30 protein-coding genes are annotated in these 24,047 nt (G+C 44.8%); 28 read left to right on the top strand and 2 right to left on the bottom strand.

Annotated elements, in window-relative coordinates; genetic code table 11:
• Positions 1–52 precede the first annotated feature (52 nt).
• The 15 genes from G5A70_RS05080 to G5A70_RS05010 all read left to right on the top strand — a co-directional run bounded on the left by G5A70_RS05080 (position 53) and on the right by G5A70_RS05010 (position 13,236).
• The gene (locus G5A70_RS05080) at positions 53–217 is read left to right on the top strand and encodes a DUF3789 domain-containing protein (protein ID WP_173748559.1); all 165 of its coding nucleotides are present in this window, start codon (positions 53–55) and stop codon (positions 215–217) included.
• Complete coding sequence (locus G5A70_RS05075) at positions 165–497, top strand: plasmid mobilization protein (protein WP_173748558.1); 333 nt, start codon at positions 165–167, stop codon at positions 495–497. Before G5A70_RS05080 ends, G5A70_RS05075 begins: the two co-directional genes overlap by 53 nt.
• Positions 497–1,909: a relaxase/mobilization nuclease domain-containing protein gene (locus G5A70_RS05070; RefSeq protein WP_173748733.1), complete on the top strand. Its 1,413-nt coding sequence runs from the start codon at positions 497–499 to the stop codon at positions 1,907–1,909. Before G5A70_RS05075 ends, G5A70_RS05070 begins: the two co-directional genes overlap by 1 nt.
• On the top strand, positions 1,851–2,690 hold the full coding sequence (locus tag G5A70_RS05065) for a PcfB family protein (RefSeq protein ID WP_173748557.1): 840 nt from the start codon (positions 1,851–1,853) through the stop codon (positions 2,688–2,690). The genes G5A70_RS05070 and G5A70_RS05065 overlap by 59 nt, the downstream gene beginning before the upstream one ends.
• Entirely contained in the window at positions 2,690–3,553 is an 864-nt protein-coding gene (locus G5A70_RS05060) for a hypothetical protein (protein ID WP_173748556.1), read from the top strand. Before G5A70_RS05065 ends, G5A70_RS05060 begins: the two co-directional genes overlap by 1 nt.
• A 14-nt stretch (positions 3,554–3,567) precedes the next feature.
• Positions 3,568–3,765 carry a hypothetical protein gene (locus G5A70_RS05055; protein ID WP_173748555.1) on the top strand — a complete coding sequence of 66 codons (198 nt, stop codon included), beginning with the start codon at positions 3,568–3,570 and terminating at the stop codon, positions 3,763–3,765.
• Positions 3,752–5,545 carry a VirD4-like conjugal transfer protein, CD1115 family gene (locus G5A70_RS05050; RefSeq protein ID WP_173748554.1) on the top strand — a complete coding sequence of 598 codons (1,794 nt, stop codon included), beginning with the start codon at positions 3,752–3,754 and terminating at the stop codon, positions 5,543–5,545. Before G5A70_RS05055 ends, G5A70_RS05050 begins: the two co-directional genes overlap by 14 nt.
• 14 nt (positions 5,546–5,559) lie before the next feature.
• Entirely contained in the window at positions 5,560–5,916 is a 357-nt protein-coding gene (locus tag G5A70_RS05045; RefSeq protein ID WP_173699057.1) for a glutamyl-tRNA amidotransferase, read from the top strand.
• Between the two features lie 111 nt (positions 5,917–6,027).
• Positions 6,028–6,600: an MT-A70 family methyltransferase gene (locus tag G5A70_RS05040; RefSeq protein ID WP_173748732.1), complete on the top strand. Its 573-nt coding sequence runs from the start codon at positions 6,028–6,030 to the stop codon at positions 6,598–6,600.
• The gene (locus G5A70_RS05035) at positions 6,593–7,429 is read left to right on the top strand and encodes a hypothetical protein (RefSeq protein WP_173699058.1); all 837 of its coding nucleotides are present in this window, start codon (positions 6,593–6,595) and stop codon (positions 7,427–7,429) included. The genes G5A70_RS05040 and G5A70_RS05035 overlap by 8 nt, the downstream gene beginning before the upstream one ends.
• Positions 7,430–7,444: 15 nt before the next feature.
• Positions 7,445–7,867: a PrgI family protein gene (locus G5A70_RS05030; RefSeq protein WP_173748553.1), complete on the top strand. Its 423-nt coding sequence runs from the start codon at positions 7,445–7,447 to the stop codon at positions 7,865–7,867.
• Positions 7,860–10,193: a VirB4-like conjugal transfer ATPase, CD1110 family gene (locus tag G5A70_RS05025; protein WP_173748552.1), complete on the top strand. Its 2,334-nt coding sequence runs from the start codon at positions 7,860–7,862 to the stop codon at positions 10,191–10,193. The genes G5A70_RS05030 and G5A70_RS05025 overlap by 8 nt, the downstream gene beginning before the upstream one ends.
• A gap of 4 nt (positions 10,194–10,197) precedes the next feature.
• A complete protein-coding gene (locus G5A70_RS05020; protein WP_173748551.1) occupies positions 10,198–10,602 on the top strand; it encodes a DUF6075 family protein in 405 nt (134 codons plus the stop codon).
• Between the two features lie 31 nt (positions 10,603–10,633).
• Positions 10,634–11,407, top strand: a complete 774-nt coding sequence (gene srtB, locus G5A70_RS05015; RefSeq protein WP_173748731.1) for a class B sortase — start codon at positions 10,634–10,636, stop codon at positions 11,405–11,407.
• A gap of 35 nt (positions 11,408–11,442) precedes the next feature.
• Positions 11,443–13,236 (top strand): lysozyme family protein, encoded by a 1,794-nt coding sequence (locus G5A70_RS05010; protein WP_173748550.1) that lies wholly within the window; start codon positions 11,443–11,445, stop codon positions 13,234–13,236.
• Between the two features lie 26 nt (positions 13,237–13,262).
• Here the strand turns inward: G5A70_RS05010 and G5A70_RS05005 are convergent, their stop codons facing one another.
• Positions 13,263–13,622 (bottom strand): helix-turn-helix transcriptional regulator, encoded by a 360-nt coding sequence (locus G5A70_RS05005; protein ID WP_173699067.1) that lies wholly within the window; start codon positions 13,620–13,622, stop codon positions 13,263–13,265.
• 233 nt (positions 13,623–13,855) lie between these two features.
• On the opposite strand from G5A70_RS05005, the gene G5A70_RS05000 reads away from it, so the two are divergent.
• The 7 genes from G5A70_RS05000 to G5A70_RS04970 all read left to right on the top strand — a co-directional run bounded on the left by G5A70_RS05000 (position 13,856) and on the right by G5A70_RS04970 (position 17,630).
• Positions 13,856–14,338 (top strand): MarR family winged helix-turn-helix transcriptional regulator, encoded by a 483-nt coding sequence (locus tag G5A70_RS05000; protein ID WP_173699069.1) that lies wholly within the window; start codon positions 13,856–13,858, stop codon positions 14,336–14,338.
• A complete protein-coding gene (locus G5A70_RS04995) occupies positions 14,339–14,869 on the top strand; it encodes a flavodoxin domain-containing protein (protein ID WP_173748549.1) in 531 nt (176 codons plus the stop codon).
• A 67-nt stretch (positions 14,870–14,936) separates the two neighbouring features.
• On the top strand, positions 14,937–15,815 hold the full coding sequence (locus G5A70_RS04990; RefSeq protein WP_226853521.1) for a DUF6920 family protein: 879 nt from the start codon (positions 14,937–14,939) through the stop codon (positions 15,813–15,815).
• On the top strand, positions 15,799–15,996 hold the full coding sequence (locus tag G5A70_RS04985) for a cysteine-rich KTR domain-containing protein (protein WP_226853519.1): 198 nt from the start codon (positions 15,799–15,801) through the stop codon (positions 15,994–15,996). Before G5A70_RS04990 ends, G5A70_RS04985 begins: the two co-directional genes overlap by 17 nt.
• 128 nt (positions 15,997–16,124) lie before the next feature.
• A complete protein-coding gene (locus tag G5A70_RS04980) occupies positions 16,125–16,697 on the top strand; it encodes a TetR/AcrR family transcriptional regulator (protein ID WP_173699075.1) in 573 nt (190 codons plus the stop codon).
• Between the two features lie 3 nt (positions 16,698–16,700).
• Positions 16,701–17,417 carry a flavodoxin family protein gene (locus G5A70_RS04975; protein WP_173699077.1) on the top strand — a complete coding sequence of 239 codons (717 nt, stop codon included), beginning with the start codon at positions 16,701–16,703 and terminating at the stop codon, positions 17,415–17,417.
• A 24-nt stretch (positions 17,418–17,441) separates the two neighbouring features.
• Positions 17,442–17,630 (top strand): cysteine-rich KTR domain-containing protein, encoded by a 189-nt coding sequence (locus tag G5A70_RS04970; protein WP_173699079.1) that lies wholly within the window; start codon positions 17,442–17,444, stop codon positions 17,628–17,630.
• A 41-nt stretch (positions 17,631–17,671) separates the two neighbouring features.
• Here G5A70_RS04970 and G5A70_RS04965 read toward each other — a convergent pair whose 3' ends face one another.
• Complete coding sequence (locus G5A70_RS04965; RefSeq protein ID WP_173699080.1) at positions 17,672–18,199, bottom strand: PadR family transcriptional regulator; 528 nt, start codon at positions 18,197–18,199, stop codon at positions 17,672–17,674.
• Between the two features lie 122 nt (positions 18,200–18,321).
• On the opposite strand from G5A70_RS04965, the gene G5A70_RS04960 reads away from it, so the two are divergent.
• From G5A70_RS04960 to G5A70_RS04935, 6 genes are all read left to right on the top strand, one after another.
• Positions 18,322–19,707 carry an MATE family efflux transporter gene (locus tag G5A70_RS04960; protein WP_173699082.1) on the top strand — a complete coding sequence of 462 codons (1,386 nt, stop codon included), beginning with the start codon at positions 18,322–18,324 and terminating at the stop codon, positions 19,705–19,707.
• 11 nt (positions 19,708–19,718) lie between these two features.
• The gene (locus G5A70_RS04955; protein ID WP_173699084.1) at positions 19,719–19,907 is read left to right on the top strand and encodes a cysteine-rich KTR domain-containing protein; all 189 of its coding nucleotides are present in this window, start codon (positions 19,719–19,721) and stop codon (positions 19,905–19,907) included.
• A gap of 473 nt (positions 19,908–20,380) precedes the next feature.
• Positions 20,381–20,851 (top strand): RNA polymerase sigma factor, encoded by a 471-nt coding sequence (locus tag G5A70_RS04950; protein ID WP_173748548.1) that lies wholly within the window; start codon positions 20,381–20,383, stop codon positions 20,849–20,851.
• Positions 20,852–21,455: 604 nt separating this feature from the next.
• Positions 21,456–21,833 carry a type II toxin-antitoxin system PemK/MazF family toxin gene (locus tag G5A70_RS04945; RefSeq protein ID WP_173699088.1) on the top strand — a complete coding sequence of 126 codons (378 nt, stop codon included), beginning with the start codon at positions 21,456–21,458 and terminating at the stop codon, positions 21,831–21,833.
• Positions 21,820–21,978, top strand: coding sequence for an SHOCT domain-containing protein (locus G5A70_RS04940; protein WP_173699089.1), 159 nt, complete (start codon positions 21,820–21,822; stop codon positions 21,976–21,978). Before G5A70_RS04945 ends, G5A70_RS04940 begins: the two co-directional genes overlap by 14 nt.
• A 34-nt stretch (positions 21,979–22,012) precedes the next feature.
• Positions 22,013–23,950: a recombinase family protein gene (locus G5A70_RS04935; protein ID WP_173748547.1), complete on the top strand. Its 1,938-nt coding sequence runs from the start codon at positions 22,013–22,015 to the stop codon at positions 23,948–23,950.
• Positions 23,951–24,047: the final 97 nt, after the last annotated feature.

The raw sequence follows: 24,047 nt of genomic DNA, 5'->3' as shown, positions 1-24,047 counted from the left end.
TTCGCTTGTTAGGGAGTCCCCTAATACCCCGTAAAGAGAAAGGAGTCCAAGAATGAGTGAATTGCTATTCTTTATCATCGGCACAATGCTCGGCGGCGTGGTCGGTGTGGTGTGTATGTGCCTTGTGCAGATAAACAGGCTGTCGAGCCGAGAGGAGGAACAGAGTGCGAAAACGAAATGTGCAGATACTTTTCCGTCTGACCGAGGAAGAAGCTGAATACCTCTATGAGCTTGTGAAAAAGTCTGGGCGTTCCAAAGAAGCCCTGCTGCGTTCAATGGTCAAAGGCTATCGGCTCTGCGAGAAGCCAGACCCAGAGTTTTACCAGATCATGCGTGAGCTGTCTGCTATCGGCAACCGTATCAACCAGCTTGCGGCGAAAGCCAATGCCCTTGACTTTATCGACACGCCGATGCTCCGTGAGGAAGCAAGGAAGTGGCACGACTTTCAGCTCGATGTCCGAAAGAAATACCTGCTCCCGAAACGGGCGGCGGACTGATGGCGGTCTGCGAGATATGGGATGTGCGGGGCAGGCTCGACCACCCAATCGACTATGCCGAAAATCCAGAAAAGACCGCCAATCCCAGATACAGCGATACGGACTTGCAGGCGATGGTGGATGTCATGGAATATGCCACCAATCAGGATAAGACGGAGCAGCGTTTTTTCGTCACGGGTGTAAACTGTGATGTTTCCACCGCAAGGGATGAGATGCTGATAACGAAAGCACAATGGAACGATGAAAGCGAGATTGTCTGCTATCACGGTTTTCAGAGCTTTAAGCACGGCGAGGTCACGCCAGAGATTGCCCATGAGGTAGGCGTGAAGTTGGCGGAGCGGATGTGGGGCGACAGGTTTCAGGTAGTGGTTGCCACCCACTTAAATACCGAGTGCCTGCACAACCACTTTGTTGTCAACTCTGTTTCCTTTGCGGACGGAAAGCACTATCACGATAACAAAGCAAGCCTGCGTCTTTTGCGTCAGCGTTCCGATGAGCTGTGCAGGGAGTATTCCCTGTCCGTCATTGAACACCCAAGCGGAAAGAAAAAGCCCTATGCCCTGTACCAAGCCGAGAAGCAGGGCTTACCCACCAGAGATAACGTGGCACGGCAGGCGGTGGACGAAGCTATCTCCAAATCGTTCACGCTCAAAGACTTTGACAGGCTTATGAATGAAATGGGCTACCGGTGCAGCTTTGACCCCAACCGCAAATACTGGACGATTATCGGGAAAGGTTGGAAACGTCCCAAGCGGCTGTATAAGCTCGGAGAGGATTATACCAACGAGAGGATTTTGGAGCGTATCAGGGAAAATTCCTATGCTGTGAAATTCTCAAAGTTTGCCGAGCCGCAAAAGCAGGTCATGGTCTATCGGCTCAAAGGCTCTTTAAAAGACGCAAAGAAAATCGGCGGCTTGCGAGGGCTGTATCTTCATTACTGTTACAGGCTCGGCATCCTGCCAAAGAACAGGAAACAGAATTACGCAAGGCTTCATTATCTCCTCAAAGACGATTTGATGAAGATGGATGCCATTACAAACGAAACAAGGCTACTCTGCCGCAATCACATTGATACGGTGGAGCAGCTTTTGTCATATAAAGGCTCTCTGGAGAACGAGATGGCGGAGCTGACCGAACAGCGTAAGGGGCTTTATTCCCAGAGCCGCAGGATAAGCGGCGAAGAAAAAGAAGCGGTCAAAGCTCGGCTTTCTGAAATCACGGGGAGGTTAAAGGTTATCCGAAAGGAGGTCAGACTGTGTGAGGGTATTGAAGCCCGCAGCGATACCCTCAAGGAAAAATTACAGGTCATACGGGCAGATGAAAAGGAACAGCAAAGAAAGGAGCTGATGAAGAATGAACACAGGCGGCGAAGCGGCAGAGCAGATCGTGAGAATGAGCTTGGAGGGATTTGAGGTCGCTGCCAAAATCACAGGGGCAGGTGCGAAGAACATTGCCATCCTGCTTTATTCCATTCTGAAAGAAGAAAAGAAAACCAAAGGCAAAGCCAGACTCACCTCAATGCTCCGTTCTGGTAAAGAGCTGAAAGTCTTTACCGTCAAAAACGGGGATTTGAAGAAGTTTACGCAGGAGGCGAAAAGATACGGCGTCCTTTACTGCGTTCTTGCAGACCGTAAGAACAAAGACCCTAATGCGGAGGTGGATGTGATCGCCCGTGCCGAGGACGCATCGAAAATCAGCCGTATCGTGGAACGCTTCAACCTTGCATCGGTGGATACCGCATCTATCGTGACCGAGGTGGAAAAGAGCAGAGACACCAAAGCTGCGGATGGCAAGGATGCGAAAGACGGTCAGCCAGAGCCAGACGTCGGCGTACAGGAAAAAGCGGAGAAAGACAGGCTGCTCGATGCCCTCATGGGCAAGCCCGTCCAGAAAGAGGAAAATGCCCCAAACCCCTCGGTGGCAAAGACAGAAAAATCCCCTCTGTCCGAGCCTACCTCAGAGCAGCCAAAGAAGTCCGCAGAGGGGGCTACTATGACTAAGACGGAAAAGCCGTCGGTCAAAGAAGAACTGCGGAAAATCAAGGAGAGCCGTAAGGAGCAGGAAGCGGATGCGTCCCCCGCACAGGGCAGGGAAAAATCTTCGGACAAGGCAAAGAAACAGCCTGCCAGAAAGACGGAGCATAAGCAGCCCCCGAAACAGAAGAAACCGAAAAAATCGAAAGGAGCAAGATAATGAGTATCTATGATGTTTTTAACGGCGGCGGCAAGCCGTTCAACAAAGAAGAATGGGCGGCGCAGAAGCAGGCGCAAAGACAGGAAGCCTATGAGCTGATTGACGCCACCTGTTCCCAGATGATGTCGGATGGCGGTGCGTTCCAACAGTATCTTGATGTGCAGGGGCGTTTTGACCGTTATTCCGTCAACAATGCCATTCTGGTATCGGCACAGATGCCCGAAGCGACACAGCTTAGGGATTACAGCAGTTGGAAACAGAGCCGTGTCTATGTAAATAAGAACGCCCAGAAAGTCACGATCCTTGAGCCGGGGAAAGAATATGAGCGTGACGATGGCTCAAAGGCTGTCGGCTACAACGTCAAAGTAGTCTATGATATTTCCCAGACCTCGGCAAAGGACAGGCAGCAGGCGCAGGAAGAAAAAACTATGCGTGAGCTTGTGTCGGCAATGATTGACGCAAGCCCCGTTTCCTTTGTGCCTGTGGATGACCTTGAGCTGCCTGCGTTTTACGACAGCGGACAGCAGACGATTTTTATCAGGACGGGCATGACCGAGGAGCAGCTTTTTGTCAGCATGGCAAAGGAAGTGTCGGCGGCAGTCTTTGACTTTAAGCACGGCGAGAGCCGTGACGCTTCTGACTTCAAATCCTTTTGCGTCGCCTATATGGTAAGCTCCCGTTACGGCGTGGATACCAGAGGTTTTAACTTCGGCGGGCTCCCGAAAGAATATGACGGGATGGATACGCAGGCGTTCAAGGGAGAGCTTGGCTCGATGCGTGATGTCCTCGGAGAAATCCAGAGCGATATGTATAAGAGCCTTGAAAAGAACAAGCCCGCCAAATCCAAAGAGCAGGAACGCTAATGGAGGTGCAGCCTATGAAAGAAGAACGATACCATATCGCACTTGACAGGTACGATAAGAATATCGTCATCAATGCCTTAAATACCCTGCGGACACAGCAGATACAGGAGGAACGCCCCACCGACCCTGTGGATGAGCTGATAAGCAAGGTGGCGCACGCCCCGACAAAAAAGGTCAGGGTGCTGCCGTGCAGGTGTAATGAAGAACGATAACAATTTAAAGGCGGGCTTCATCTTCTCGGCTTTCGGCATCATTCCTGTTGTGTGGCTTGCCATGCTGACAGCTCCTTATGTCAGCGGCGGTCTTGTGGAGATAATGAGAAACCTGCCAACGGCAGTAAGCAACCCGTTTCAGATAACGGTATGTGAGGACAGCGTAAAGACTGTCCTTATTTTTTTGCTTGCCTATGGCATGGGAATCGGCATCTGCCTTTCCACACGCAGGAATTACCGCAGAGGAGAAGAACACGGCTCTGCCAAATGGGGCGATGCGAAAGCATTGAATAAGAAATACCGTGACAAAAACCCGTCTGCCAATAAGCTGCTGACCCAGAATGTCCGTATCGGACTGGACGGGAAGAAGCACCGCAGGAACCTGAATGTATTGGTTATCGGCGGCTCTGGCGCAGGTAAGACGAGATTTTACTGTAAGCCCAATGTCATGCAGTGCAATACCTCAATGGTTATTTTAGACCCAAAGGGCGAGATTGTCCGTGACACAGGAGGGATGCTTGAAAAGCAGGGCTATGAGGTGCGAGTCCTTGACCTTATCAATATGCACAAGAGCCATTGCTATAACCCCTTTGTCTATCTCCGTAGCGATAACGATGTGCAACGGTTGGTAACGAATTTATTTAAGGCTACCACGCCGAAAGGCTCACAGTCCCAAGACCCGTTCTGGGACACGGCGGCGAGTATGCTGCTTCTTTCTCTGGTGTTTTATCTGAAATATGAAGCCCCGCCAGACGAGCAGAATTTTCCGATGGTCATGGAGCTTTTACGTGCAGGGGAAGTCCGTGAGGACGATGACAGCTATGTAAGCCCTCTTGACGAGCTGTTTGACCGTCTGGAGATGGATAATCCAGAGCATATCGCACTCAAATACTACCGTGATTACCACAGCGGAAGCGCAAAGACCTTAAAGAGCATCCAGATTACCCTTGCCGCACGGCTTGAAAAATTCAATCTGGACAGTCTTGCGGGATTGACCGCCACCGATGAGCTTGACCTGCCAAGTTTGGGAGAAAAGAAAGTAGCCCTGTTCGCTCTGATACCAGACAACGACACGAGCTTTAACTTTCTTGTCAGTATCCTCTATACGCAGCTATTCCAACAGCTTTTTTATCTGGCAGACCATAAGTACGGCGGGAGCCTGCCCGTGCATTGCCATTTTATCATGGACGAGTTTGCCAATGTTTCCCTGCCCGATGACTTCGACAAGATACTCAGCGTAATGAGGTCAAGAGGTGTGTCGGTCAGCATCATCCTTCAAAATCTGGCGCAGCTTAAAGCCCTTTTTGAGAAACAGTGGGAAAGCATTGTCGGTAACTGCGATGAATTTCTCTATCTGGGCGGCAACGAGCAGAGTACCCATAAATTCGTGAGCGAGCTGCTCGGAAAGTCAACGATAGACACGAACACCTATGGGAAAAGCACAGGACGCAGCGGTAATTATTCCACAAACTATCAGATTTCAGGGCGGGAGCTTCTGGATGCTTCGGAGGTACGGCTGCTTGATAACCAGTATGCCATCCTTTTTATCCGAGGGGAGCGCCCTGTCATGGATTTCAAGCTCGATATACTGAAACACCCGAATGTGAAACTGACAACCGATGGAGGTCAGCCGCCTTATCTTCACGGCGAGCCGACACAGGCTGTCGCAACCCTTGTGTTTGACGGGGATATTCCAGAGAACGCCGTGAGCGTTTCCACTGTCAGCACTTCCTATGAGCTTCTGTCCGAGGAGGACTTAGAAGAAATATTCAACATCTAAAGGAGGATTTATCTATGAGAATTTTCAAGAAGAACGAGAAGAAAGAAACCACGAAACTGCCCATGACAGGAAAAGTCAAAAAGGGCTTCCGCTTCTATTGCGTGATGGTTATGGCAATGGCGATGGTGGCAGGCACTTCCATGACCGCCTTTGCCGCAAGCGACCCGCTGACGGTGGTCAATAACCTCTCTGATTTTATTTTCGGTCTTATCCGTGCGGTTGGTCTGATTTTGCTCGGTTGGGGTATTGTGCAGGTTGGTCTGTCCTTGCAGTCCCATGACCCAAGCCAGAGGTCTAACGGTTTCCTGACCCTTGCAGGCGGCATCGTGATTACCTTTGCAAAGGAGATTTTGACCCTCATCACAGGCTAAGGGCAATACCCGAAAGATAAGCAGAATAGACAGGGCAAACGGGGCAGATCACGGGCGTGGCCTGCCCTGTTTGCCAATTTTAAGAACGGAGGTGGTTACGTTATCGGGAATATAAAAAAATATGGAATTATTTATGCAGACCCGCCGTGGCGGTATAACCAGAAAAATCTGTCGGGGGCTGCGGAACATCATTACCAGACAATGAGTATTGAGGAAATCTGTAATTTAGGCGTTGCAGAAGTGGCAGCGGAGGATTGTGTGCTGTTTTTGTGGACGACATTCCCTCAATTACAGGAAGCATTGCGGGTTATTAAAGCATGGGGCTTTTGTTACAAGACAGTTGCCTTTGTCTGGCTGAAACAGAACAAAAGCGGAAAAGGGTGGTTTTTCGGTCTGGGATTTTGGACACGGGGAAATGCAGAAATCTGTCTGCTTGCCACAAAGGGAAAACCACGCAGGCAGTCTAATCGTGTGCATCAGTTTATTATCAGTCCTCTGCGTGAGCATAGCCAGAAGCCAGATGAAACCAGAGAAAAAATCGTTGAACTTATGGGGGATTTGCCGAGGTTGGAGCTGTTTGCCCGTAAAGAAACGGATGGTTGGGATGTCTGGGGCGATGAGGTTGTATGTGACGTTGAAATAAACAGTTATCCAGAGAAAACAGGAGGTGGTCTATGTGTCTGATAACTGGGTAGTACAGAATTTAGAGAACGCCCTGAACACATGGAATGAGAAGCTGTCCGAAATATGGACGCTCATTACCCAATCCCCAGAGCAGTTCAAGGGCGGTACGATATGGAATGTCATCGTGGATATACACGGGGCATTGCAGGCTGTCGGGCTTGCCCTGCTTGTGCTGTTTTTTGTCGTGGGCATGATGAAAACCTGCGGCAGCTTTGCAGAAGTCAAAAAACCCGAACACGCATTAAAGCTCTTTATCCGATTTGCCCTTGCTAAAGGTGCAGTAACCTATGGACTGGAGCTGATGATGGCTCTGTTCAAGATTGTGCAGGGTATCATTTCAACCATTATGAACGCCGCAGGCTTCGGCTCGGCAACCCAGACGGTATTACCGCAGGAGGTTGTCACAGCCGTTGAGGACTGCGGCTTTTTTGAGAGCATCCCCCTATGGGCGGTCACGCTCATTGGAGGGCTGTTCATTACGGTGCTGTCGTTCATTATGATTATGTCGGTATATGGCAGATTTTTTAAGCTCTACCTTTATACCGCAATCGCTCCCGTGCCGCTTTCCACTTTTGCGGGAGAACCGAGCCAGAGTGTCGGCAAGAGCTTTATCAAAAGCTATGCCGCTGTATGCCTTGAGGGGGCAATCATCGTACTCGGCTGTATCATCTTCTCCCTGTTTGCGGCTTCTCCACCCGTAGTCAATCCCGATGCGGCGGCAGTCACGATGGTCTGGAGCTATATCGGGGAGCTTGTATTTAATATGCTCGTCCTTGTCGGTGCGGTCAAGATGGCAGACCGTGTGGTACGGGAAATGATGGGCTTGTAAGGGAGGTGTTTGTAAATGGAAGTCAAGATAAATAAGGAAATCCGTAACTATACGGAATCCATGTTTTTTGGACTGTCCCTGCGGCAGTTCATTTTTTCTCTCCTTGCCATTGGTGTGGCGGTAGGATTGTATTTTCTGCTCCGTCCCCATTTTGGCACGGAAACCCTCAGTTGGATGTGTATTCTGGGAGCCGCCCCGTTTGCGGCGATGGGCTTTGTCAAGTACAACGGCATGACTGCCGAGCAGTTTGTGTGTGCGTGGTTCAAATCCGAGTTTATGACGCCGAAAAAGCTGATGTTTCTCCCAGATAATCTTTATTATGAAACGCTGAAACCTGCAATCCAAGACCATGAAAGGGCGGCTCTCGGCATGAAACCGAAACGAAATCCGAAGCCGCCGAAGAAATCAAAAAAGCGTAAGGAGGTAGACCATGATTAAAACGCTTAAAAATCTGTTCAAGCAGGACAGGGAGAAATTTGCCGTGCCAAAATCGGTGCAGAGTGTCATCCCGATTAAGACGATCTGGGAGGACGGCATTTTCCTTGTCGGCAAGAACAAATATGCCAAAACCTTTAAGTTTGAGGATATAAATTATGCGGTAGCAAGCCGTGAGGATAAAGAAGCCATGTTCCTTGAATACTCCGAGCTTCTTAACGCCCTCGACAGCGGGGCGACCACGAAAATCACGATCAATAACCGCCGCTTAAACCGCAGGGATTTTGAGCAGACCATCCTAATCCCGATGGCGGAGGACGGTCTGGATAAATACCGTGACGAATACAACAGGATGCTGCTCGACAAGGCGACGGGGGCAAACTCCATCGTGCAGGATAAGTATGTGACCATTTCCGTCTGCAAGAAAAATATCGAGGAAGCCAGGAACTACTTTGCCCGTATCGGTGCTGACCTTATCGGGCATTTTAACCGTCTGGGGTCAAAGTGTACGGAACTGGATGCAACGGACAGGCTGCGTATCTTCCATGATTTTTACCGCACAGGCGAAGAAACGGCATTTTCTTTCGATATGGTACAGACCATGCGGAAAGGTCACGATTTTAAAGACTATATCTGCCCCGATACCTTTGAGTTTGAAAAGGACTGTTTCCGTATTGGCGACAGATACGGGCGTGTGATTTTCCTCAGAGAATACGCCGCTTATATCAAGGACAGCATGGTAGCGGAGCTTTGCGAGTTAAACCGAAACATGATGCTGTCCGTCGATGTTATTCCTGTTCCCACAGATGAAGCCGTAAGAGAAGTTGAAAACAGGCTTCTGGGTGTTGAAACGAATATTACCAACTGGCAGAGAAAACAGAACCAGAATAACAACTTTTCGGCGGTCATCCCCTATGATATGGAACAGCAGCGAAAGGAAAGCAAAGAGTTCCTTGATGATCTGACGACCCGTGACCAGAGGATGATGTTTTCCGTCCTCACGATGGTGCATACCGCCGACACCAAAGAGGAGCTTGACAGCGATACCGAAGCCCTGCTCACAACAGCCAGAAAGCATCTTTGCCAGTTTGCGGTGCTGAAATATCAGCAGATGGATGGTCTGAACACGGCTCTGCCTTTCGGCGTAAGGAGGATTGACGCCCTGCGTACCCTGACAACGGAGAGCCTTGCGGTATTTATCCCATTCCGTGTGCAGGAAATCTACCATGAAAACGGCGTATATTACGGTCAGAACGTCATCAGCAAAAATATGATTATCGCCAACCGCAGATACCTCTTGAATGGAAATTCCTTTATCCTCGGTGTGTCTGGTGCGGGTAAATCCTTTACGGCAAAGGAAGAAATGACGAATATCATACTGACAGACCCCAATGCCGATGTCATTATCATTGACCCAGAACGGGAATATTCGCCCCTTGTGAAAGCCATGCAGGGCGAGGTCATCCATATATCTGCCACAAGTGAAAACCACATCAACGCTATGGATATGAACTCCGATTACGGTGACGGTGCAAACCCCGTCATTCTGAAATCGGAGTTTATTTTATCCCTCTGTGAGCAGCTCATCGGCGGTGCAAGTCTGGGGGCAAAGCAGAAATCCATCATTGACCGTTGTACGGCGAGTGTGTACCGCTACTATCAGCAGGGCAACTATATGGGAACACCGCCGACCTTGCAGGACTTCCGTGAGGAACTTCTGAAGCAGAGTGAACCAGAAGCACAGGAAATCGCCCTTGCCATCGAGCTGTTTACGGACGGATCACTGAATACCTTTGCCAAGCATACCAACGTGGACACCCACAGCCGCCTTATCTGCTATGACATCCTTGATTTGGGCAAGCAGTTACAGCCTATCGGTATGCTCGTTGTCCTCGACAGTATCTTAAACCGTATTACCCAGAACAGGGCAAAAGGCAGGAATACATTTATCTTTATTGATGAGATTTATCTGCTGTTCCAACATGAATACTCCGCAAACTTCCTCTTTACCCTCTGGAAACGTGTGCGTAAGTATGGGGCGTACTGTACGGGTATTACCCAGAATGTAGACGACCTCTTGCAGAGCCATACGGCGAGGACGATGCTTGCCAACTCCGAGTTTATCATCATGTTAAATCAGGCGTCCACAGACCGTATCGAGCTTGCCAAGCTCCTGAATATCTCCGATTTGCAGATGAGCTATATCACGAATGTCGGCGCAGGACAGGGGCTTTTGAAAGTGGGCAGCTCCCTCGTGCCGTTTGTCAATAAGTTCCCGAAAAATACGGAGCTTTACAAGCTGATGACAACGAAATTTGGGGAGGTGTAAGTCTATGGCAGATATTAGGTTTCGCAACACCGCACATCGGGATTTCTTTCTGGAAAATATGATGAAATGCAAGGTCAACGACTGTTACCACAGGGCTTTTTTCTATGTCATGGGGATTGCGGATGAAACACGCAGGAATATCAATTCCATGTTCAACTTTAAGACGGATTGTATCGAACCAGAGGGGATGCACGGCGGTTGGCAGACAAGCGGCACGGTCAAGGTGTGCCACCTTGCCTTTAACCTCTGGAACGGTTACGCCGAGGAGAGACGGGAACGGTATTTCACGCCAGAGGAATTATTCTGTTGTGAGTTTGCCCCGTATTTCATGGAGGGTATCAAGGTCAGGTATCCCGAATATTGCAGGGATTTACCCACGCCCAAGAAGCAGACCGAGCATACAAGGTAAATCAATATATCGAAAGGAAAAGCCTATGAATTTGAAAAAATATAAATCTGTTATTAGTATCGTTGCCGTCGTCGGCCTGTTAGCTGCGGCGGCTTTTTGTGGTTATCACATCTATCATCACTATGCACAGGTGGACGAGCAGACCGAAGCCTTTTCGGAGCTTGCCGAGGTTGTAGAGAACGCTCCCGATGATAAAGAAGTACCAGAAGATACGCCTGTCAGTGAGGGCGAGGACGTTCTGGCAAAATATAAGGAGCTGTATTTACAGAATGAAGATATGGTTGGTTGGATTTCCATTGCCGGCACGAACATCAATTATCCTGTTATGCAGACGAAGAACAACCCCAACTTCTATCTGAAGCATAATTTTGAAAAGGAATACAGTGATTTAGGTGTGCCGTATATCCAAGAGGACTGCGATCTTGCCACAAGTGACAATCTGATTATTTACGGTCATCATATCAAAGGGCAAAGGATGTTCGGGGCTTTGGAAGATTACAAAGCCAAGAGCTTTTATGAGGAACACAAGACCATTCAGTTTGACACGCTCACAGAGCAGGCGGAGTATGAAATCATTGCCGTATTCAAGACAGTTGCATACAGCTCCGAGGGCTACCGCTACTATGATTTTGTAGATGCGGAGAATGAGGATGAGTTTCATGCTTATATCGAAAAATGCAAAGAGCTTGCCCTGTATGATACGGGAGTGACCGCAAAGTACGGCGACAGGCTCATTACCCTGTCTACCTGCGAATACTCTGCACAGAACGGCAGGCTTGTTGTTGTGGCAAAAAAGGTAAACTGATATGACCGCAAATCCTCTGGGAAAGGAGGTTTTGTATGGCTGATATTAAGACCAGAGATGCGGTCAAAGGCACGATAAAGACCATTGACAAAGCCGCCATTGCTTCAGAGCGGATGAAAAATGCCTATGCTAAGACAAAGGATAAGGCAGAACAGGGTTATTATACGGAGAGAAATTCCCCTGCCGAGTATGCTTCTGATAAGATTTCCCATACTTCGGAGGGTATCGCAGCAGAGGGTGTCCGTCAGTTTAATAAGCAGGGACAGAAAAGTGTCCAGACGACCAGAGAGAATATCGGTAAGGCAAAGGATAAACTTTCTGATTTTAAAACGAAACGGGCGGTAAAAGCCGCCGAACAGAGAAAAGCACAGCAGGCTGCAGAGCAGACAGGCTCGCAGATCCGTCACGGAACTGCGGGCCTGTCCCCTGCTCCCGATATTTCTGTTACGGGTGAAGCACCCCAGACAGGGACAAAACAGTTGATAAAAACCCGAAGTCAGGGGAAAAAGACCATTAAGACAACAACCCGAAATGCAGAAAAAGCGGTAAAGTCTACCGCAAAAGGTACAGTCAGGACTACCGAGCGGACGGTAAAAACAGCACAGGCAACCTCAAAGGCGGCGATTAAAACCGCAGAGCAGACCGCCCAGACAACACAGGCAGCAGCAAAGGCGTCTGCCAAAGCAACCCAGAAAGCGGCACAGGCGGCGAAAGCCACCGCAAAGGCGACAGCCGAAGCAACAAAAGCGACGGTCAGAGCTACCATTGCCGCAGTCAAGGCGATTATCGCAGGGACAAAGGCTCTGATTTCTGCCCTTATTGCAGGTGGTTGGATCGCCGTTGTGATTATTCTGATCGTTGTCCTGTTCGGTTGTGCCGTTTCTCTTTTTGGCGGCGGCAGCGGCAGTAATTCCTATACGCCTGTCAGCGCAGAGGTAGAAGCCTATGAGCCGTTAATCCAAAAGTACGCCAAACAATACGGCATTCCCGAATATGTGGAGTTGATCAAGGCGGTTATGATGCAGGAAAGCGGCGGGCGTGGACTTGACCCTATGCAGGCGGCGGAAGGGAGCTTTAACACCAGATACCCTCATGAGCCGAATGGGATTCAAGACCCCGAATATTCCATAGAGTGCGGAGTGCAGGAATTAAAGGCAGCTCTTATCTCTGCCGAGGTGGAAAACCCGATTGACATGGAGCATATCAAACTTGCCTTACAGGGCTATAACTTCGGGAATGGCTATATATCATGGGCAAAGAGTAATTATGGCGGTTATTCCTATGCGAATGCGGTAGAGTTTTCTACTATGCAGGCACAGCGGTTAGGTTGGGAAAAATACGGGGACACGCAGTATCCCGCCCATGTACTGCGGTACTATCCATACGGGCGGGCATTCACAAGCGGCGGCAATCAGGCAATCGTGGAGGTTGCCTTGACACAGCTCGGTAATGTGGGCGGTCAGCCCTATTGGAGTTGGTACGGCTTTGAGGGGCGTGTGGAATGGTGCGCCTGCTTTGTTTCATGGTGTGCCGATCAGTGCGGTTATCTGGATAGCGGAATCGTACCAAAGTATTCTCTTTGTTCGGACGGTGTGGATTGGTTTCAGAGCAATGGGCAATGGCAAGGACGGGATTATGAGCCATCGGCAGGAGCGATTATCTTTTTCGATTGGGACGGTGACGGTACAATCGACCATACAGGCATTGTGGAGAAATGCGAAAACGGAACGGTTTATACCGTTGAGGGCAACTCTGATGACGCCTGCCGCCAGAGAAGCTATGCTGTCGGAAGCGGCGTTATCTATGGTTACGGTATCCCTGCCTATTAAGAAAAGGCAAAAGAAAACCAGAGGTTTTATTCCTCTGGCTCTTTTGCCTTACATAGTCCGTTTACAGTTGCTTCTATAACCGACAGTTCTCTATCGTCTAATTCGTCGAGCCGTGCGTCTAAGCGTCTGCGGACGGAACTTTTTTTGACTTCCTTGTTTGGGAATATGTATTCGTCAACCGATACATCAAACATCGTGATAAGCTGAATGAACAGCTCAATGCTCGGATACTGCCCCTCATTTTCGATTGCTTGAAGATGTCTGGGAGCAAAACCGATGATCCCAGAAAGCTGTTCCCTTGTCATACCTCTGGCTTCACGGGCTTTCTTAATCGCCTGTCCGATCGGCATAAAGTCGAAGTCAAAACCGTTGTTTCTTTCGTCCATAAGCTCACCACCTTGTACTTACATAATGTTTCCATTATATTTTACAGAGGTGTCAGCTCTTATGAAACGATGTGAAATCTCTTGTTATAAGAGATATAATCTCTTGATTGCAGAGATTAAAAAGCTGAAATGTTTCTTTAATGAAAACAAATTTAAGGTGTTCTTGACAAATGCGTAATAAGTTACTATAATACGAAAAAGGTAACTTATTACGCATTGTAGGAGAATACAAAATGGAATATGAAAAAATGGGTATAAATCTGCAATGGAAGAAAAATCTTTTGTTTGCAGGAGTGTTCATTCAAGAAAACCTTCTTCATTCAGTTTTTGACCGATATAACGAGATGTCGTGCAAACAATGGCTTTTAATGTCTGTTCTTAAAGCATTTGATACGCCGCCCGATTTGTCAACGGTAGCGAAAGCTATGGGCTGCTCCCGTCAAAATGTAAAACAGTTGGCACGACCACTTGAACAAGAGGGATATATCAGACTTGAAAAATCAGAGGCAGACGCAAGGAGTTTGTGCATTTCTTATACTGAAAAAGGCAAACAATTCAGTAAAGAGAATACAGCGAAAGGGAAATTTGTTCACGAAGCTGTTTTCAGTGAATTTACCGAAGATGAAATCGACGTTTATTATTCCTTGTCAATTAAGATGATGAACGGAATTAAGCACTTGGAAGAAGCGTTCCAGAAGCAAAAGGAGGAAGTTTAAGTGAACGGTATCGTTTTATATCAATCAAAATATGGTGCAACAAAAAAATATGTCGATTGGCTTACCGAAGCTACAAAATTTTCTTGTTTGGAAATCAAGAAAGCGGACATAAAAGACCTTGCAAAATACGACATTGTTATTTTAGCGGGTGGTATTTACGCTTCGGGGATAGCGGGTCTAGCATTTTTGAAAAAGCACATTATGCAGTTAGAAAACAAACGCATAGCAGTTTTTTGCGTTGGCGCTTCGCCGTTTGATGAACAGGCTTTTAAGCAAGTCTATGAACACAATTTCAGTGGGAATTTAAGTAACATTCCTTGTTTTTATGGTCGTGGTGCGTGGAACGAGGAAAAGATGTCATTCGCTGACAGAACAATGTGCAAAATGCTCCAAAAAATGGTTGCGAAGAAAGATCCCACAACATATGAGCCGTGGGAAAAAGCGTTGATGTGTGCGGTCGGGCAAAGCTGCGATTGGACAGATAAGAAATATCTGAATGCGTTGTTAGATTGGATAAAATCTGAATTGTAATTCTATCAATCTAAGTACAATGTACAGATGTGAAACGAATGGAAAACTATGTGGGAGAACTTGAATAATGGAATGGAAATTGAGGAAGAGAAAAATGTTTATCTTAATTGGCGGCTTATTTGTGCTTATTGGAATCATTTTGATATGGTTTTACGTTCCGTACTCTCCCGTTAAGAGAGATTTTCAGAATGATATTGACGCTCTAATGTCTGAAAATCAGTTGCGGACAAATAATGAAGTTTTTACGAAAGAAGATTTCAGCAGTCTACCCGTCGCTATTCAGAAGTACATACAAAATTGCGGATATATTGGAACTCCGAAAATGTCTTATTTGAGAATGGAATACAATAATGTTGACTTTTCACAAGGTAAAAATCACCCTACTTTGAAAATCGACTATATGCAATACAATTTTATAAATGAGCCTTGCAGAATGGCACTCATAGACAGCAGTATGTTTGGTATTCCTTTTGAGGGATATGATTATTACCAAAATGGCACAGGCGGTATGAAAGGCGTGATTGCAAAAGCAATTACTCTTTTCGATCAGACGGGAGCGGATATAGATAAGGCGTGTTTGGCGACCTTTCTTGCAGAGAGCTTATTTGCTCCTACCATTCTATTGCAGGATTATATCACTTTTGAAGAAATAAGCGATTTTGAAGTACAGGCAACAATTAGCTACAAAGAGCAAAAGGCAAGTGGCATTTTTACTTTCAACGAGCAGTATGAAATGATTTCATTTACAACAAATGACAGAGCTGTTGCAGGAACAGACGGCAGTATGGAATATATACCGTGGTCTGCTTTATGTGGTGATTATCAAATTTCTGTAAATGGTATAAAGTATCCCTCAAAATTTCAAGCTGTTTGGAACTATCCCGATGGTGATTTTATTTACTTTGACGGAATAATTAGCAAGGTATCGTATGGATATGAGGAATAAAACAGAATGGATACTATGTCCTGTCTGCAGGAACAAAACAAGGGTGCAGATACGGAAAGATACGGAACTGAAAAACTTTCCCCTCTACTGCCCGAAATGCAAGCAGGAAAGTTTAATTGAAGCAAAGGATTTACATATAACGATTATCAAAGAGCCAGACGCAAAGACGCAGAGCCGATGAACTTACGAGATACCTCGTAGCTCATCGGTATTTTGATGTCTTAGGTTATTTTTTCTCATATTGACTTTTTGAACAGTGTTCAGTATAATATAATATGATTGAACATTGTTCAAAAGGGAGATGTGAATATGGATAACAAAGAAGCAATCATACAGGCAACGATGACACTTATTGAAGAAAAAGGAGAGCATTTAGAGGAAATAACCGTCCGTGATATATGCAAAAATGCGGGAGTTGGTTTAGGGCTTGTAAATTATCATTTTGGCAGTAAAGAAAAACTGATAGAAATGTGTGTGGAACGCATTATAAATGGAATTGTAGAACGCTTCCAGAATATGCGGGAGGAAGCAAAAGCACTTTCGTCTTTTGAAAAATTAGAATATCTTGGCAATATGACGCTGGATTTTCTATTTGAACACTCCGCTGTATCCAGAATTTCAGTACTTACAGATATGCAGACTCCAAAAGCCAATGATAACACTCACAGAACCTATGCAGCATATTTACCACTTGTTGCAGCCTGCCGCCCCGATTGGGATGAAACAACTGTAAAGCGAAAAACTTTTTGTCTGATAACCATTATGCAGCAGACATTTTTGCGGTACGAAACAATATCGAAGATGTTGGATATTGATTTAAGTCAGAGAGATAATCGCAGAGCCTTTCATACGCAGATACTTCACGATGTTCTGGAGGTGTAAACAATGAAAATTACAGTTATAAACGGTACAGAAAAGCACGGTGTGACCTATCGGTTAAAAGAGATATTTTTATCGGAATTTAAAGGGAAAGCAGATATTACAGAATATTATTTGCCAAAGGATTGCCCAGACTTTTGCATTGGCTGCACAAACTGTTTTTTTAAGGGCGAGCATACCTGTAAAGATGCAGACAAAATCGGAAATATAGAAAAATCACTCTTGGAAGCAGATTTGATTGTAATGACATCTCCTGCCTATGTGTTTCATATCACAGGTGCAATGAAAGCCTTTCTCGATCATTTGGGTTATCGTTGGATACCGCACCGTCCTGCGCCCACAATGTTCGGAAAGCGAGCAGTTATCATAACGCAGTGCTTAGGCAGCGGCGCAAAATCTGCGGCTAAAGATATAAAGCATAGTTTGTCTTGGTGGGGAATTTCCCAAATCGGTGTATTTACTGGTAAACTGATGAGCGATATTGTTTGGGACAAACTACCGCAAAAAAAGCAATATGAGCTTACAAACAAGGCAAAAAGATTGTCACAGAAATATGCCCGTATTGATTATGCAAAAGCGGCACATACAAATTTCATTACAAAAGTAAAGTTTTTATTTTGTAGGCTTATGCAGAAATCGTTACATAAAGCAGACCCCGAATATCTTGACGGGAAATATTGGGCTGAACAGGGCTGGCTCGGCAGTGTCAGACCGTGGAAATGATTTCATAAGTCTGGAGGTGTGCTTATGGATACAACAGAATGGATACGCTGTCCTGTCTGTAGGAACAAAACAAGGGTACAGATACGGAAAGATACGGAATTGAAAAACTTTCCCCTCTATTGTCCAAAGTGCAAGCAGGAAAGTTTGATTGAAGCAAAGAATTTTCATATAACGGTCATCAAAGAGCCAGATGCACAGACGCAGAGCCGATGAATTTGTGAGGTGACTCACAGATCATCGGCTCTTTTTGTTGATTATTCGTAGTTAGATTTTAAGGACTCAATCCATGTTTCTATCGCTTGAGCGAGAACAAATTGCTGTTGCAAGACTGCTAATCCTGTTTGGGGGATTTCGGGTATATTCTCTTTCGCTTGCAAGTTTTCTTCCAGATATGATTTTAATGTTTTTACATTCGCTTCAATATCTGTTAGGCATTTCATTTGGTTTTCTGGCGAAAGAGCATCCAAATTTACGATTACAGCATTAAAATCTAAGAAGATTTGAATAGGTTTAGCGGCAATCTCAAACATAAGATTTTCAAGCTGTTTTTCGCCTGCTTCTGTCAGAGAATAGACTGCTTTTTCTGGCATTTTTCCTTCTTTGACGATGCTGCTTGAAATGTATCCTTTTTCTTCTAATTGGATGACTTTTTTATAAATTGACGGAGTGCTGATTTTTACCCATTTTGATATGTTGCGGTATTCAACTAACTTCTGAATGTCGTAGGCACTTAGAGCTTCTTTTTTCAGCATTCCTAATACAATTAAATCTATTGTTGCCATAATATTCTCCTTTCTCTATTGACAACTACTATAATTTATAGTAGTATATTCAACGCAGCTTAGTTTGCTGTAATTTATACTACTATATTTTATAAATAGTGTCAAGAAAAGGAGTGCTAGTCATGAGTCAACAAAACAAAAAAATGCAACTATTAGGTAGCGCACCCATTCCCAAAGCTCTGTTAGCAATGGGCATCCCGACAATGATTGGAATGTTAGTCAATGCTTTATACAATCTGGTGGATGCCTATTTTGTCGGGGGATTGGGAGAGAGTCAGATGGGAGCAATTTCGGTTGTGTACCCTCTCGGACAGGTTGTTGTAGGTTTAGGGCTTTTGTTTGGAAATGGTGCAGCGTCATACATTTCCAGACTGTTAGGGCGCAACGATAAGGAAAAGGCGAATAAGGTTGTCAGCACCGCTTTATACAGTAGTATCTTTGTCGGGGCGGTTATAATTATATTGTCTGTCATTTTTTTAAAGCCTATCTTAAGACTTTTAGGAGCGACAGAAAGTATTTTACCTTATGCAGTCACATATGGAAGCATCTATATTATTTCCTGCATCTTCAATGTATTTAATGTCACAATGAATAATATTGTGACAAGCGAAGGTGCGGCAAAGACAACGATGTGTGCTTTATTGACGGGTGCTGTGCTGAACATTGCATTAGACCCGATCTTTATTTATGTGTTGGATTTAGGTGTGGCAGGAGCTGCCATTGCTACTGCTATTGCACAGGTGGTATCCACTCTGGTTTACCTTTTTTATATTTTCAGAAAGAAAAGCGTATTTGATTTCAAAGTAAAAGATTGTTGTTTTTCAATGGATATTATGTCCGAAATATTTAAAATTGGTATTCCAACGCTTGTATTTCAGATATTAACAAGTCTTTCCATATCTCTTACCAATAACGCTGCGGCTAATTATGGAGATGCTGCAATCGCAGGAATGGGCGTTGTAACACGTCTTGTTTCTATGGGAAGCCTGACGATATTTGGTTTTATTAAAGGATTTCAGCCAATCGCAGGATATAGCTATGGAGCGAAAAAATTTGACCGCCTGCATGAAGCAATTAAAACGTCTATTATTTGGTCAACTGCATTTTGTGTCGTTTATGGATTGATATTAGCTTTGTTTTCAACGACAATCGTATCTCAATTTGCAAGTGGCAACATGGACATGATAAAGGTAGGCGCAAGCTCATTAAGGGTAAATGGAGTTTCCCTTATGTTATTTGGATTTTACACGGTGTATTCTTCGTTGTTCCTTGCTTTAGGTAAAGGAAAAGAGGGATTTATTCTGGGAGCTTGCAGACAGGGGATTTGCTTTGTGCCAGTTATTCTTATTCTCCCGATGGTATGGGGGCTAAATGGTATTCTGTATGCTCAACCAGTTGCAGATGTGCTTTCCGCTATTATTACAGTATTTATGGCTGCTCATCTTTATAAAGAGTTGAAAGCAGAGGAAAAACAATACATTGCTATAAAAGATGAGAATATCCATTAAAGGAGATGTTTATGCAGAATGAAAAATGGCTACTATGCCCTGTTTGTGGAAATAAAACACGAATAAAGATAAGGGAAAATACGGTACTTCTTAATTTCCCGCTTTTTTGTCCTAAATGTAAAAGGGAACAACTTATAAATGTTCAGCAATTAAAGGTAACTATCATCAAAGAGCCAGACGCACAGACGCAGAGCCGATGAACTTGTGAGGTAACTTACAGATCATCGGTTCTTTCTTTTTTATAGAATAGGTAGGAAAGCCCACTGAATAAAAAAAACGGAGCTTCGGTGGGCTGTTTTGTCACGCCTATATTGAGAAATCCCCCCATTCTCTGTTTTGAGTTTGGAGGGATTTTTTTGTGTTGGTCTAAATCAGCCACGCCGCTGCTTATCAAAAGCAGCGACTATCTACATAATATTATACAGGAAAGAGAATAGTGCGTTAAAAAAATCCATGCTTGTGCATGGAACTCTTGCACCCTTAAAGTAGAAGTCAAATATCTACAAAACAGAAATAGATACTCCTATATCCGCAAAGGTTATACAGCCTTTGCGGATTTTCTTTTGTCGCTTTTTGCAGAACACTGTAAAAAGCTGATTTGCGGCGTAGGCTGTCGTTCTCCCCCTACCAATCTGAATTTTCAAAATTTTCAGATTGATTGGAGGAAATGACAATGGATGAAAAGCATCCAAATCGAAAAAAGGACAAGCATAACCCATATACGTTGACGATAGCAAACGGACGTTATTACTTATCGTTCAAAGATGGGCGTGGTATGTTGCAGACGATAGAGATTGATAAGGTGCTTTATGGATTGTTCAACCGTTTTGAGCTTGAGGATATATCCTATCTCAATAAGGTAAGCAGACATATTGAACACTCCGAGCTGACAGAAGCCACCTTAAATAACAGAGCATTTTATAAGCCAGAAACGGTTGAGGATACTGTGTCAAGAAGTATGGAATATGAATTGTTACATAGGGCAATAGCAAAACTTCCCGAAGTACAAAGACGCAGATTGTTATTGTACTTTTTCGGGGAGCTGACCTATGAGCAGATTGCAGAATTGGAGGGATGCAAATATCAAGCTGTTCAGAACACTATTTATGCGGCGTTGAAAACTTTGAAAAAATTTTTGAAATAGTGCATTGTGTTATGGCGTTTGAGTGAGCAAACAGGTGAGAGGGCTTAAAAACCCCTTTCACCTGTTTTCATTTTTGTGTGGCGAAAACGGGATTGTTCCTTGACAACAGAATACTCATTCGTCAAATACTTCCTCTTTGTGATTGTGATGAGCATAAGCGTGTGTAGCGGTACGCCATGATCTGCCGACAAGCAGAATAGCGATGAAAGGTGGTGAGCGGATAAATACTGACTCAAAATATCGGGCAGCTCCCGATTTCGCCATGACCCACAAAGAGAATAATGGTACTCCCGTCCAGTCATAGTCCGAATGGTATCCAATCCATCGCAGGCAATGAGGGCGGCTCTGTCAGACCGACAGTTGAGGTGGAACTCCTGTGGAGTCAGTTCGCTGCTGACCGTTTGGCGACTTCCCTGCGATATAAGCGCATTGGCATTTCGGGGTGTCGAGGACAAATAGAAATGCTCCTATCATAAAGCCAGATATAAGGCGGTCTATGGAACAGAGCTTTGTTTATACTCTCCCGACCTTAAACACTTCCTTATATCTGGCTGTTACATAGGCAGTACATATCTGCCTTATTCCAGATAGGAGGTCAAACACTATGGAAAGAATAATCAGGCGTGGAGATGTTTTCTACGCAGAACTTAATCCCGTTGTCGGTTCGGAGCAGGGCGGCACAAGACCCGTGCTAATTATCTCTAATAATACAGGCAACAGACACAGCCCGACAGTTATCATTGCAGCGATTACGAGCCGAGTACACGCAAAAGCAAAATTACCAACACATACCTCAGTAAAGGATTTTGAGGGGCTTGATAAGGACTCAATTATCCTGCTTGAACAGATACGGACGATTGATAAGCAACGGTTAAAACAGTATATGGGAATGATGCCCAATAACATAATGGCAAGAGTTGACAAGGCTCTTGCCATTAGTCTTGCAATGGACAGAAAGGGGTGCTTGAATGGAACAAAATAAAGGACAGAAATTTGCACATTACAGCATCCAATTTGCATGTTTGCAGAAGCTGAAGAAAAACGGTTTAATTACGGTAGATGAGTACGAAGCCATAAAGAAACGGCTTATGAGTGATTTCAATGTCGTTTCCAATCTTGCAGCTTGACACTTATCAATAAATATTTTGGAGGTAAAATCTTATGAGTGATGTTCAAGTAATCAAGGCAAACCGTAGCGAAAACCGTATGCGTGGCAGAAAGGTTGAGATATTGAGAGTAGCTGCCTATTGCCGTGTCAGCACAGACAGCGAAGACCAGCTTAACAGCTATAAATCACAGGTTATGTATTATACGGATTTGATTAAGAAAAAACCCGAATGGGCATTAGCCGATATATATGCTGATGAAGCTATAACGGGAACACAGGTAACGAAGCGTGAGGACTTCCAGAGGATGATTAACGATTGTATGAATGGAGATATTGATATGGTCATCACAAAATCCATTTCAAGATTTGCCAGAAACACATTGGATACTCTGAAATATGTCCGTATGCTGAAAGAAAAAGGGATTGCCGTTTTCTTTGAAGATGAAAATATCAATACCCTAACGATGGACGGCGAGTTACTATTGGTGGTACTCAGTTCTGTTGCTCAGCAGGAGGTAGAGAATATATCTTCCAATGTCAAAAAGGGTTTAAAAATGAAGATGCAGCGTGGAGAACTTGTGGGCTTTCAAGGCTGTCTGGGATATGATTATCACAAAGAAACAAAGAGTATATCGGTCAATGAAAAAGAAGCCGAGATTGTGCGATATATCTTTAATCGCTATATCGAGGGTGCAGGTTGTACGGTTATAGCAAACGAGCTTGAAAATCTCGGCTATAAAACCAAGTATGGCAGCTCACGGTGGGTACAGTCCACAGTAATCGGCATTATTAAAAATGAGAAATATAAAGGCGATTTGCTTTTGGGCAAAACCTTTACTGTTGATCCAATTTCAAAAAGACGGTTGGAAAATTTCGGAGAGGAAGATAAATTTTATATTCGTGACCATCATGAACCGATTATTAGTGAGGAAATATTTGAAGAAGCCCAGAAGATATTGGCAAAGAGAAATGTCAATCGAGGAGTGCATCAGGAGGGGCAGAAGCGGAACAAATTCAGCAGGAAATATGCTTTTAGTTGTATGATTAAGTGTGGCTTTTGCGGCGGCACTCTAACTCGAAGGAATTGGCATAGCAGTTCTGAATATACAAAAACAATCTGGCATTGTGTGACAGCTACAAAGCATGGGAAAAAGAATTGTCCGCATTGTAAAGGCATCCCCGAAGAAGTAATTGAGAATGCCTTTGTTAAAAGTTATCAGCTCTTATGTTCCGACCAACATGAGGTTGTGAGTGTGTTCCTACAAAAAGTTGAGGACATTCTTAATGATGATACTTCTTTGAAACGTCTGCCGAAGATTGAAAAAGAAATGGCAGATTTACAGAGGAGAAAAGAGAAGCTGCTTGACTTAAGACTTGATAATAATATCGACAGGGATATTTATGAGAAGAAAAATCGGGAATTATCCGAACAGCTAAAAAAACTTCAAGACGAACAGTTGCAGTTGGTTGAATTGGGTAAAAATCAGGAAAGCACAAAAACACGGCTGCGGGAATTTCGGAAAAACTTGAGTTCAGGAGAGATACTGGAGAGTTTCGACAGAGTGGTTTTTGAAAGTGTGGTTGAAAGAATAATTATCGGAGGTTATAATGATGAAGGAGTGGAAGAACCTTTGAAGATAACTTTTGTGTATAAAACAGGTATCCACTCAAATCTTAATGCAAAGGATTTTAAGCCAAAGCGTAAAAACGCTGCGGCTGTACATAAGGACGCAGAATTGTGTTCCTATACAAGTAACGAGGTCAGAGAATTGTGTTTACATAGTAGCTCCGACACATGTCGAGACTGTGGTGTTGCTACAAAGGAAAAATATGTAGAAATCCTTGAATTTACGCACTTTGTGGAGTTTTTCAGTTTCAAAAAAATAGGTGAAAATCACAAAGAAAAGAGCCTTGTGAAGAAAGTAACCGTTGTTGTTGCGTTAGACCTCGGGACGGGGAACACAAAGAATCTTGAATATGAAAATGAATAGAGAGCTATCAGATCATTGATAGATTATAGGGATACTTGTTAAAAGCGGGTGTCCCTATTTTTTATGGGGCATTCCAGAAATGGGGTGTCTTTTTTAT

The organism is Blautia hansenii, from assembly GCF_013304445.1.
Classification (GTDB): Bacteria; Bacillota; Clostridia; order Lachnospirales; family Lachnospiraceae; genus Blautia.
Note: the sequence above shows the minus strand (reverse complement) of the source record. Positions and strands in the feature narration are given on the sequence as shown.

What these genes read in the sequence shown, in the direction of transcription:
- G5A70_RS04960 (WP_173699082.1), top strand. Translation starts at nt 18,322, where the DNA reads ATGAGTCAACAAAACAAAAAAATGCAACTATTAGGTAGCGCACCCATT.
- G5A70_RS05065 (WP_173748557.1), top strand. Translation starts at nt 1,851, where the DNA reads ATGAACACAGGCGGCGAAGCGGCAGAGCAGATCGTGAGAATGAGCTTG.
- G5A70_RS04970 (WP_173699079.1), top strand. Translation starts at nt 17,442, where the DNA reads ATGGATACAACAGAATGGATACGCTGTCCTGTCTGTAGGAACAAAACA.
- G5A70_RS04945 (WP_173699088.1), top strand. Translation starts at nt 21,456, where the DNA reads ATGGAAAGAATAATCAGGCGTGGAGATGTTTTCTACGCAGAACTTAAT.
- G5A70_RS04955 (WP_173699084.1), top strand. Translation starts at nt 19,719, where the DNA reads ATGCAGAATGAAAAATGGCTACTATGCCCTGTTTGTGGAAATAAAACA.
- G5A70_RS04980 (WP_173699075.1), top strand. Translation starts at nt 16,125, where the DNA reads ATGGATAACAAAGAAGCAATCATACAGGCAACGATGACACTTATTGAA.
- G5A70_RS04990 (WP_226853521.1), top strand. Translation starts at nt 14,937, where the DNA reads ATGGAATGGAAATTGAGGAAGAGAAAAATGTTTATCTTAATTGGCGGC.
- G5A70_RS04975 (WP_173699077.1), top strand. Translation starts at nt 16,701, where the DNA reads ATGAAAATTACAGTTATAAACGGTACAGAAAAGCACGGTGTGACCTAT.
- G5A70_RS04940 (WP_173699089.1), top strand. Translation starts at nt 21,820, where the DNA reads ATGGAACAAAATAAAGGACAGAAATTTGCACATTACAGCATCCAATTT.
- G5A70_RS05005 (WP_173699067.1), bottom strand. Translation starts at nt 13,622, where the DNA reads ATGGACGAAAGAAACAACGGTTTTGACTTCGACTTTATGCCGATCGGA.
- G5A70_RS05055 (WP_173748555.1), top strand. Translation starts at nt 3,568, where the DNA reads ATGAAAGAAGAACGATACCATATCGCACTTGACAGGTACGATAAGAAT.
- G5A70_RS04950 (WP_173748548.1), top strand. Translation starts at nt 20,381, where the DNA reads ATGGATGAAAAGCATCCAAATCGAAAAAAGGACAAGCATAACCCATAT.
- G5A70_RS04935 (WP_173748547.1), top strand. Translation starts at nt 22,013, where the DNA reads ATGAGTGATGTTCAAGTAATCAAGGCAAACCGTAGCGAAAACCGTATG.
- G5A70_RS05020 (WP_173748551.1), top strand. Translation starts at nt 10,198, where the DNA reads ATGGCAGATATTAGGTTTCGCAACACCGCACATCGGGATTTCTTTCTG.
- G5A70_RS05000 (WP_173699069.1), top strand. Translation starts at nt 13,856, where the DNA reads ATGGAATATGAAAAAATGGGTATAAATCTGCAATGGAAGAAAAATCTT.
- G5A70_RS05050 (WP_173748554.1), top strand. Translation starts at nt 3,752, where the DNA reads ATGAAGAACGATAACAATTTAAAGGCGGGCTTCATCTTCTCGGCTTTC.
- G5A70_RS05060 (WP_173748556.1), top strand. Translation starts at nt 2,690, where the DNA reads ATGAGTATCTATGATGTTTTTAACGGCGGCGGCAAGCCGTTCAACAAA.
- G5A70_RS05080 (WP_173748559.1), top strand. Translation starts at nt 53, where the DNA reads ATGAGTGAATTGCTATTCTTTATCATCGGCACAATGCTCGGCGGCGTG.
- G5A70_RS05030 (WP_173748553.1), top strand. Translation starts at nt 7,445, where the DNA reads ATGGAAGTCAAGATAAATAAGGAAATCCGTAACTATACGGAATCCATG.
- G5A70_RS05045 (WP_173699057.1), top strand. Translation starts at nt 5,560, where the DNA reads ATGAGAATTTTCAAGAAGAACGAGAAGAAAGAAACCACGAAACTGCCC.
- G5A70_RS04985 (WP_226853519.1), top strand. Translation starts at nt 15,799, where the DNA reads ATGGATATGAGGAATAAAACAGAATGGATACTATGTCCTGTCTGCAGG.
- G5A70_RS05070 (WP_173748733.1), top strand. Translation starts at nt 497, where the DNA reads ATGGCGGTCTGCGAGATATGGGATGTGCGGGGCAGGCTCGACCACCCA.
- G5A70_RS05010 (WP_173748550.1), top strand. Translation starts at nt 11,443, where the DNA reads ATGGCTGATATTAAGACCAGAGATGCGGTCAAAGGCACGATAAAGACC.
- G5A70_RS05025 (WP_173748552.1), top strand. Translation starts at nt 7,860, where the DNA reads ATGATTAAAACGCTTAAAAATCTGTTCAAGCAGGACAGGGAGAAATTT.
- G5A70_RS04965 (WP_173699080.1), bottom strand. Translation starts at nt 18,199, where the DNA reads ATGGCAACAATAGATTTAATTGTATTAGGAATGCTGAAAAAAGAAGCT.